Origin of the sequence: Bradyrhizobium sp. (genome assembly GCF_050014615.1) — a bacterium.
Taxonomy (GTDB): domain Bacteria; phylum Pseudomonadota; class Alphaproteobacteria; order Rhizobiales; family Xanthobacteraceae; genus Bradyrhizobium.
Genome location: NZ_JBEKCZ010000233.1, coordinates 1 through 8103, shown reverse-complemented (window position 1 = coordinate 8103; position 8103 = coordinate 1). Strand labels below are relative to the sequence as shown.

General features: G+C 60.7%; 11 protein-coding genes. 5 read left to right on the top strand and 6 right to left on the bottom strand.

What is annotated here, in order from left to right:
• The 5 genes from ABR948_RS26115 to ABR948_RS26095 all read left to right on the top strand — a co-directional run.
• The coding region (locus ABR948_RS26115; RefSeq protein WP_428123480.1) for a glutaredoxin family protein at window positions 1-193 on the top strand (193 nt) is incomplete at its 5' end.
• Window positions 190-744: an O-acetyl-ADP-ribose deacetylase gene (locus ABR948_RS26110; protein WP_428123484.1), complete on the top strand. Its 555-nt coding sequence runs from the start codon at window positions 190-192 to the stop codon at window positions 742-744. The genes ABR948_RS26115 and ABR948_RS26110, both read left to right, overlap by 4 nt.
• Before the next feature lie 44 nt (window positions 745-788).
• Window positions 789-2075, top strand: a complete 1287-nt coding sequence (locus tag ABR948_RS26105) for a serine hydrolase domain-containing protein (RefSeq protein ID WP_428123477.1) — start codon at window positions 789-791, stop codon at window positions 2073-2075.
• Window positions 2056-3357, top strand: a complete 1302-nt coding sequence (locus ABR948_RS26100) for a serine hydrolase domain-containing protein (protein WP_428123474.1) — start codon at window positions 2056-2058, stop codon at window positions 3355-3357. The genes ABR948_RS26105 and ABR948_RS26100 overlap by 20 nt, the downstream gene beginning before the upstream one ends.
• Window positions 3354-4220 carry a carotenoid biosynthesis protein gene (locus ABR948_RS26095; RefSeq protein ID WP_428123472.1) on the top strand — a complete coding sequence of 289 codons (867 nt, stop codon included), beginning with the start codon at window positions 3354-3356 and terminating at the stop codon, window positions 4218-4220. The genes ABR948_RS26100 and ABR948_RS26095 overlap by 4 nt, the downstream gene beginning before the upstream one ends.
• A gap of 19 nt (window positions 4221-4239) precedes the next feature.
• Here ABR948_RS26095 and ABR948_RS26090 read toward each other — a convergent pair whose 3' ends face one another.
• The 6 genes from ABR948_RS26090 to ABR948_RS26065 all read right to left on the bottom strand — a co-directional run.
• A complete protein-coding gene (locus tag ABR948_RS26090) occupies window positions 4240-4536 on the bottom strand; it encodes an addiction module antidote protein (protein WP_428123470.1) in 297 nt (98 codons plus the stop codon).
• An 11-nt stretch (window positions 4537-4547) separates the two neighbouring features.
• Window positions 4548-4838 (bottom strand): type II toxin-antitoxin system RelE/ParE family toxin, encoded by a 291-nt coding sequence (locus tag ABR948_RS26085; protein WP_428123468.1) that lies wholly within the window; start codon window positions 4836-4838, stop codon window positions 4548-4550.
• Between the two features lie 73 nt (window positions 4839-4911).
• Complete coding sequence (locus ABR948_RS26080; RefSeq protein WP_428123466.1) at window positions 4912-5976, bottom strand: threonine aldolase family protein; 1065 nt, start codon at window positions 5974-5976, stop codon at window positions 4912-4914.
• A 176-nt stretch (window positions 5977-6152) separates the two neighbouring features.
• A complete protein-coding gene (rpsD, locus tag ABR948_RS26075; RefSeq protein ID WP_428123464.1) occupies window positions 6153-6770 on the bottom strand; it encodes a 30S ribosomal protein S4 in 618 nt (205 codons plus the stop codon).
• Window positions 6771-7003: 233 nt separating this feature from the next.
• Window positions 7004-7783: an acyltransferase gene (locus ABR948_RS26070; protein ID WP_428123461.1), complete on the bottom strand. Its 780-nt coding sequence runs from the start codon at window positions 7781-7783 to the stop codon at window positions 7004-7006.
• Window positions 7784-7983: 200 nt separating this feature from the next.
• On the bottom strand, window positions 7984-8103 hold a 120-nt coding region (locus ABR948_RS26065), incomplete at its 5' end, for a flagellin (protein ID WP_291631051.1).

Below are 8103 nucleotides of genomic sequence, written 5' to 3'. Positions count from 1 at the left end.
CAACGTTCTGGAGTCCGCCGATCTGCGTAACGGCATCAAGACCTATTCCAACTGGCCGACCATTCCGCAGCTTTACGTCAAGGGCGAGTTCGTGGGCGGCTGCGATATCATCCGCGAGATGTTCCAGGCCGGTGAGCTGCAGCAGCTTCTCGCCGACAAGGGCGTCACGGTCAGCGCGGCCGCCACCGCCTGAGTTTGTCCGCGCGCCAGATCGGCCCGGCGCGGCTGCAAGTCATCGTCGCCGACATTACCACCCTGCGCGTTGACGCCATCGTCAACGCCGCGAATAGTTCTCTGCTCGGCGGTGGCGGCGTGGACGGCGCGATCCACCGTGCGGCCGGGCCGCAGCTGCTGGCGGAATGCCGCATCCTGCATGGCTGCGAAACCGGCGGCGCCAAAATCACCAGTGGTTATCGGTTGCCGGCGCGGCATGTGATTCATGCCGTGGGTCCGGTCTGGCACGGCGGGAGCCGGGGCGAAGACGAAGCCCTGGCCTCGTGCTATCGCCGCGCCACCGAACTTTGCCAGACCCACAATCTTGCTTCGGTTGCCTTTCCCGCGGTCTCTACCGGCATCTATCGTTTCCCCGCCGAGCGCGCGGCGCGAATTGCAGTCGCGACCACGGTCGATACGCTGGCCGTGGCGCCATCGCTCGGGTTGGTCATTTTCTGCTGTTTTTCGGAGGCTAGCGCCCGGCTGCATGCGCAGTCGCTGGCTGAATTCGGCGACCCTTGTGCCGAGTGAGCCGGCCGCTAAACTCTCCGGCGCAGGAATTCCAGGGAGCGGCAATGAATTCCCGACACGCCATGGGGTCGCTTATCGCAGGCGCGCTGCTGGTGATCGCGGCGATACCGTCGGCTTTGGCGGAAGGCGGCTTCGATCTTCCCGCCGGCGCGCATTTCAACCCGCAAAAATTGCAGCGCGTCGGCGAGTATTTCCGCGAACAGATTGCGAACGGCAAGATTCCGGGCGCGATTCTGCTGATCCGGCAGCATGGCAAATCGGTCTACCACGAGTTCTTCGGTGTGCGCGATGTCGCAACCGGGCTGCCGATGACCGATGACACCATCTTCCGTCTGCATTCGATGACCAAGCCGATCACGTCGGTCGCGGCGATGATGCTGGTCGATGCGGGCAGACTGAGGCTTGACGACCCCGTTGCCAAATACATTCCGTCATTCGCGAACACCAAGGTCGGAGTCGAAAGGAAAGCCGGTAATGGCGAGGAGGTGCTCGATCTGGTGCCGGTCAACCGGCCGATCACGATTCAGGACCTGATGACGCATACGTCCGGCATCACCTATGGCTTCTACGGCTACGGCCTGGTTCGGAAACTCTATGCTGACGCCAAACTTCATGACGGCGATTTTGACAATGCCGAATTCGCCGAACGCATCGCTCGTCTTCCACTGGCGACGCAACCCGGTGCGCTGTGGAATTACGGCCACTCGACCGATATTCTGGGACGCATCATCGAGATCGTGTCGGGAAAATCACTGTTGCAGTTCGAACAGGACAATCTGCTCGGCCCGCTCGGCATGACCAATACCAGCTTTTTCGTGACCGATCCCGCAAAACACAAAATGCTGGCGCAGCCGATGCCGAATGACCGCGACTTCAGGGTCGGTTATGAGAGCAACCCCGCAGTTGAGAGAAAATGGCAATCCGGCGGCGGCGGTATGGTCTCCACCATGGCGGACTATGCGCGGTTCTTGCAGATGCTGTTCAACGGCGGCAGCTTCGAGGGCAGGCAATATCTCAGCCCCAAGGCGTTCGATTTAATGACGTCGGACTATGTCGGACCGGGCTTCGGCGTCGCGCATGATGGTTTTTATTACCCCGGTGACGGCTTCGGTTTTGGGCTCGGCTTCGGTGTGCGCATCGCTCCCGGCAACGCCAAGCCGCCGCCGCCGGGCTCGCTCGGCGAACTGAAATGGGATGGCGCCGGTGGTTGCTATTTCGTGATCGATCGCAGACAGGACATGTTTTTTGTGCTGTTGGAGCAGACGCCCTCGGAACGCGGGCGCATCCAGCCGGAGGTGAAGAAGCTGATCTATGAAGCGCTGGAAAACTGAGGGCTCCGCGTGCCGCCTCGTCGCGTCGGCGCTCGCATTTGTGCTTATTGCGGTCGTCGTCGGCCGGCCTGACATCGGCCGCGCGGAATCGCCGTCGCTGGTGTCGGCGCACTTTTCGCGCGAAGGGTTGGCGCGGGTCGGCGATTACGTCCGCAACGAGGTTGCGACCGGCAAAATCCCCGGCGCGATCCTGCTGATCCAGCAACACGGCGATCCCGTCTATTTCGAAAACTTCGGCCTGCGTGACGTCGAAAGCAAGCGACCGATGACCGCGGATACGATCTTTCGTCTCTATTCGATGTCGAAGCCGGTTACTTCAGTCGCCGCGATGATGCTGGTCGACGACGGCAAGCTCTCGCTCGGCGATCCCGTTTCGAAATATATCCCGGCCTTTGCCGACGTGAAGGTCGGCGTCGAAAAAGCCGATCAAAACGCCCAACCGGCGCTGGTGCTTGAGCCGGTTAAACGCCCGATCACGATCGAGGACCTGCTGCGCCACACCTCGGGCGTCACCTACGGCTTCTATGGCGACAGCGCGGCGCGAAAACGCTACGCGAATTCGGATCTGCTGGAGGGCGATTTCGACAACACCCTGTTCGCCGAGCGCATCGCCAAACTGCCGCTCGCCGAACAGCCGGGAACGCTGTGGGATTACGGTCACTCGACCGATATTCTCGGTCGCGTCATCGAGGTGGTATCCGGGCAGTCGTTGTTTCAATTCGAAAAGCAGCGGCTGCTGGGTCCGCTTGGCATGACAGAGACAGCTTTCTATGTCGCCGATGCCGCGAAGCGGCCGTTGATCGCCGAGCCGCTGCCGGCCGATCGGTTTACGCGTCCGATAGCCGGAATCGTTGATCCGACCTTGCCGCGGCGCTGGGAATCCGGCGGGGCGGGCATGGTCGGTACAACAAGGGATTACGCGCGCTTCGCCCAGATGCTGCTTAACGGTGGTACATTGGACGGCAGGCGTTACCTCAAGCCCGAGACTGTTGCGCTGATGGTATCGGACCATATCGGGCCGGAGACGAAAATCGCCCGCGACCATTTCTATTTTCCGGGCGCCGACAGCGGCTATGGTCTCGGCTTTGCCGTGAGAACCGCGCCGCTGCCAAATGCGGTGTTGCCTGAGGGTGAATATCGCTGGGACGGCGTCGGCGGCACTTTCTTCTTTATCGATCCGAAGGACGACATGTTCACAATTCTGATGATGCAGTCGCCGTCACAGCGCATGCGGATTCAAACCGAATTGAAGACGGTGATTTATCAGGCGCTCGACAAATGAAGGCCGGTGACACGCGTTCGCCGCTTGAAGCGGCCGGCTGGATCGGTTTGTCGACCTATCTGGTGCTGGTTGTCGGTTTCGCCTGGAATCCGACGCCCTTGGCGCAAGGTCTGGCGGCGCTCGGAATCGCGATCGCCTGCGCTCATGCAGCATTATTCTACGGCTGGAAGAATGCGCTGGTTCTTCTGGCCATTTGTCTGGTGACGACATTTGCGATGGAGAACATCGGCGCCGCCACCGGGTTTCCGTTTGGCCATTATCATTTTGAGGTCGGATCGAACCTGATCCATGTCGGAGCCATCCCGATCATCGTCGGCCCGCTGTGGTTCGGCATGGGATACCTCTCGTGGATCGTGGCCGGAACGTTGCTCGGCGGCGCACACCGGCGCTTGAGCGGGAAAATCCAGCTCGTTGTGTTGCCCGTTGTCGCCGCATTCGTGATGACGCAATGGGATGTGGTGATGGACCCGCCCGAGGCGACCATTTCAAAAGCCTGGATATGGCACGATGGAGGCGCGGATTTCGGCGTTCCCCTGTCGAATTATCTTGGCTGGTTATTGACCGCGTGGCTGTTCTATCAGGCGTTCGCGATCTATCTCAGCCGCCGGTGCGATACGCCGGTGCATACGGCTGAACGAGGGCGAGCGCTGCGGCTGGTGGCGATTTTACTGTATCTTTGTTCCGGCCTGACCCATGTGATTCCATGGGTTATCGGTCAAAGCGGCGAAGTCACCGACGCTGCGAACCATGTCTGGCGCGTCGCGGATCTGCGCGAGACGACCGTCGTGACCCTGCTGTTCACGATGGTGTTCACATCGATGCTTGCCTGGTTGCGGCTTGCGACGGACGCCGCCGATCGCTGAGGCAGATGATTGTTTGGAGTTATGCCGTCTTGCTCTCGGCCGGCTCTGCGACAAGCTTTACGCCGAATGAATTGATGACCTTTCGGACAGTATCAAATTCGGGTTTCGATGAGCCACTAAACGACTTGTACAAACTCTCCCGGGAAAGACCGGTTTCCTTCGCCACGCTGGTCATTCCCTTTGCTCGTGCAATTGTATCCAGCGCGGCACAAATATAGGCAGCATCGTCTGTTGCGAATGCCTCGGTTAGATAAGCAGCGATGGCTTCCGGGGTCTTGAGATAATCCGCCGCATCGAATTTTGAAATTTTTACCATTTGCGTTCCTTTCAGAGTTCGGCAGCGATTTCCTTCGCTCGTTTTATATCCTTCTGTTGTGTGGACTTATCTCCGCCGCACAAGAGAAGGACGATGGTCTTGTCGGTTTGCTTGAAATAAACGCGGTACCCCGGACCATAGGGCACTCTCATCTCGCTTACGCCTTCTCCGACAGGTTTAACGTCGCCGGGATTGCCGAGGCCGAGGCGCTCGATTCGAGAAGCAATTTTTGCTTGGGCCTTCTGATCCGCGAGGCTCGATAGCCATTCGTCGAATTCGTCGGTCTTTTGAACCTCAAGCATTATGTATCTTATAGGATACAAAATGCTTGGCGTCAATAGATCAACTCAGTAAGCGTTCCTGCGTCCGGCTATCTTATGCGCCGCGCGCAATATCCCGCACCAGTCCGACCGTCTCCTCGATCATGTCGGCGGAGACATCGAGATGGGTGCAGGCCCTGATCCGGCCGTCCATCATGGCGAGCAATACGCCGTGCTGGCGCAATCGCGCGACCATGTCGTTGCCGCTGATCCCGGCGCCGTCGGGTTTGAAAAACACCAGATTGGTTTCGGGCTGCTGCACGTCGACGCCGGCGATCTGCGCCAGCCCCCGCGCCAGCGCCCGGGCGTTGCTGTGGTCCTCGGCGAGCCGGTCGACATGGTGGTCGAGTGCGTAAGTGCAGGCGGCGGCGCAAATGCCGGCCTGGCGCATCGAGCCGCCAAGGCGTTGCTTCCAGCGCCAGACCTCGTCGATGAAATCGCGCGAGCCCGCGATGACGGCGCCGATCGGAGCCCCGAGCCCCTTTGAGAAGTCGATCCAGGCCGAGTCCCATCCCATTGTCATGTCGCTCGCGCCGATGCCGGTCGCGACGCAGGCATTCAACAGCCGCGCGCCGTCCATGTGGGTGGCGAGCCCGTTCGATCTTGCGATTTGGACGATCTCGTCGAGATCGGTTTTGTTCCAGATCGTGCCGCCGCCGATATTGGCGGTCTGCTCGACGCTGACCACCGTCTGTGGCGGCTGATAGCGGGTGCGCGGATGGAGTGCGGACCGGAACGTGCCGGGCGTGAATTTTCCGTCGTCGCCCGGCAGCGCCGTGATCTGGAATCCACCCAGCGCGGCATGGGCGCCGCCTTCGCGGGCGATGATATGCGCGGATCCATGCGCCAGGATTTCATCGCCGGGCCGGCAATGCACCAGCGTTGCCGTGACATTACACATGGTGCCGGAGGGCATGAACACGGCGGCTTGCTTGCCAAGCAAACCGGCCACCCGCTCGCACAGCAGGTTCACCGAGGGATCGTCGCCGATCTGCTCGTCGCCAACTTCGGCCCGCGCCATCGCCTCGCGCATCCCGGCTGTCGGGCGGGTCTGGGTATCCGACAACAGATTGATGCGGACCGGCGGCTGCTTCGGATCGCGTGGGGCAGGGGTGTACATGGCGAGCTCTCTGGGCTGGTTTCGTCATTCCGGGATGGTCCGAAGGACCAGGCCCGGAATCTCGAGATTCCGGGTTCGCGCCTTTGACGCGCCCCGGAATGACATCTGATCTTACCCAAACAAAAAGGCCCCGGCAAAACCGGGGCCTTTAATCTCAGGGCATGCCGACGATAAAATCAGCGCGAATAGAATTCGACGATCAGATGCGGTTCCATCTGCACGGCGAACGGTACGTCGGACAGATGCGGGATGCGGTTGAACTTCGCCGTCATCTTAGAGTGATCGACCTCAAGGAAGTCGGGCACGTCGCGCTCGGTGAGCTGGCTTGATTCCAGAACGATGGTGAGCTGCTTTGAGGATTCCTTGACCTCAATCACGTCGCCGACCTTCAGCTTGAAGCTGGAGATGTTGACGCGGCGGCCGTTCACCTTGACGTGGCCGTGATTGATGAACTGGCGCGCGGCGAACATGGTGGCCACGAACTTGGCGCGATAGACGACGGTGTCGAGACGGCGCTCGAGCAGGCCGATCAGGTTTTCACCAGTATCGCCCTTCATCCGGCCGGCCTCGACATAAATGCCGTGAAACTGCCGCTCGCTGATATTGGCGTAGTAGCCCTTCAGCTTCTGCTTGGCGCGCAACTGTACGCCGAAGTCGGAGAGCTTGCCTTTGCGGCGCTGGCCGTGCTGGCCAGGGCCGTATTCTCGCTTGTTCACAGGGCTCTTCGGGCGGCCCCAGATATTCTGGCCCATACGGCGATCGATCTTGTATTTCGCCTCACTGCGCTTTGTCATCGCGTCCTCTTTGCAAAGTTTGAGTTTTGAGGAGACGCGCCCTCCTGTGCACCGGGAATTTCCCGGTGCCGACAGGTCCAGCCCCTAAAGCAAGGGAACAGACCACGGGTCGCGAAACGCATCGCGGGCCGAAACCGGCCCGCGAGCAGGCGGTTTCTAGGGAGAAACCGCCTTTCTGTCAAACGATTAGACCCAAGTTTTGGGGCAAAAACCGGTCATTCCGGGGTGATCTGTCAGGTCGCGACCGCCAGGACCGGTTTTGGCTCGGTTTGCTGCCTTTGGCTGCGCAATTCAGCCGCGATCTCGGTGTTCAGCACCTGTTCCAGCCGGGTCAGGACCTTTGCGATCAGGGCCGCGTCGGTAACCCGGTGATCCCAGCGGATCACGACATCGATGCTCTGGTCCGGCCCTACCACCCCATAGCTGAGGATATATGGACCGGGACTCAGCGCATGGAGCTCGCCGGCCCCATACGCGGCGACCGATGTTACGGCGACATTGCCGAAATAGTTGGCGTGCTGACGTCCGAAATTAATGCCGACCAGCCAGATCAGGCGGCGTAGCGGCAACGGCAGCCGCGTCGTGAACAATATCTTCCGGAACGCCGGCACCTCGCTGACCGGTGCGTCCTTGGCGTGCCGGATCAGCGCATCGACTTGCGCGAGCGGCAACTCCTCCGGCGCCGTGACTTTTTGCGGCAGGACGCAATCCTCGCCGTCTTCGACGCGCGCGATCGCAACCGCGCCGACATTGCGCGGCAATTCATAAAAATGCGGCCACGGCCATTTGGCGTAAAGCGTGCGCAGCACGGGTTCGTCCTTCGCCACCAGACAGAACGCCTTGACGAAGATCGCCGCGAAGCCGGGCGGCTGCGCCATCATCGCGCGGGCCTCGATCAGTTGACGGATGTTGAGGGTTCGCCGCAGCGAAACGAATGGCACGCGGATTGAGGCGTGCATGAGGTCGGCGAGGAACCGGCGCGGCATTGAGATTTTTCGAACCGTTCCGCGCATGTTCCGCTTAAACTCCTGCAGCGACGAAATGGCAGATCGGATGGTCCGTCCGCCGCCTGTCGCTAATTTAGCACGAACCATCGGGCCGGATGTCGGGTTTTTCGAGGCGGTACGGCTGACCCATGGATCCAGGGCGCCAAAAATGGCTGCGGCCCGGGCATTGCTACCCGGGCCGCGACTTTGAAGCTTGGCTAGTGAGATCAGCGCAGCAGCTGCAGCACGCTCTGCTGCGACTGGTTGGCGAGCGACAGCGCGGATACCGCGATCGACTGGCGGGTCGACAGCGCCTGGCTGTTGGCCGCTTCCTCGTTGGTATCGGC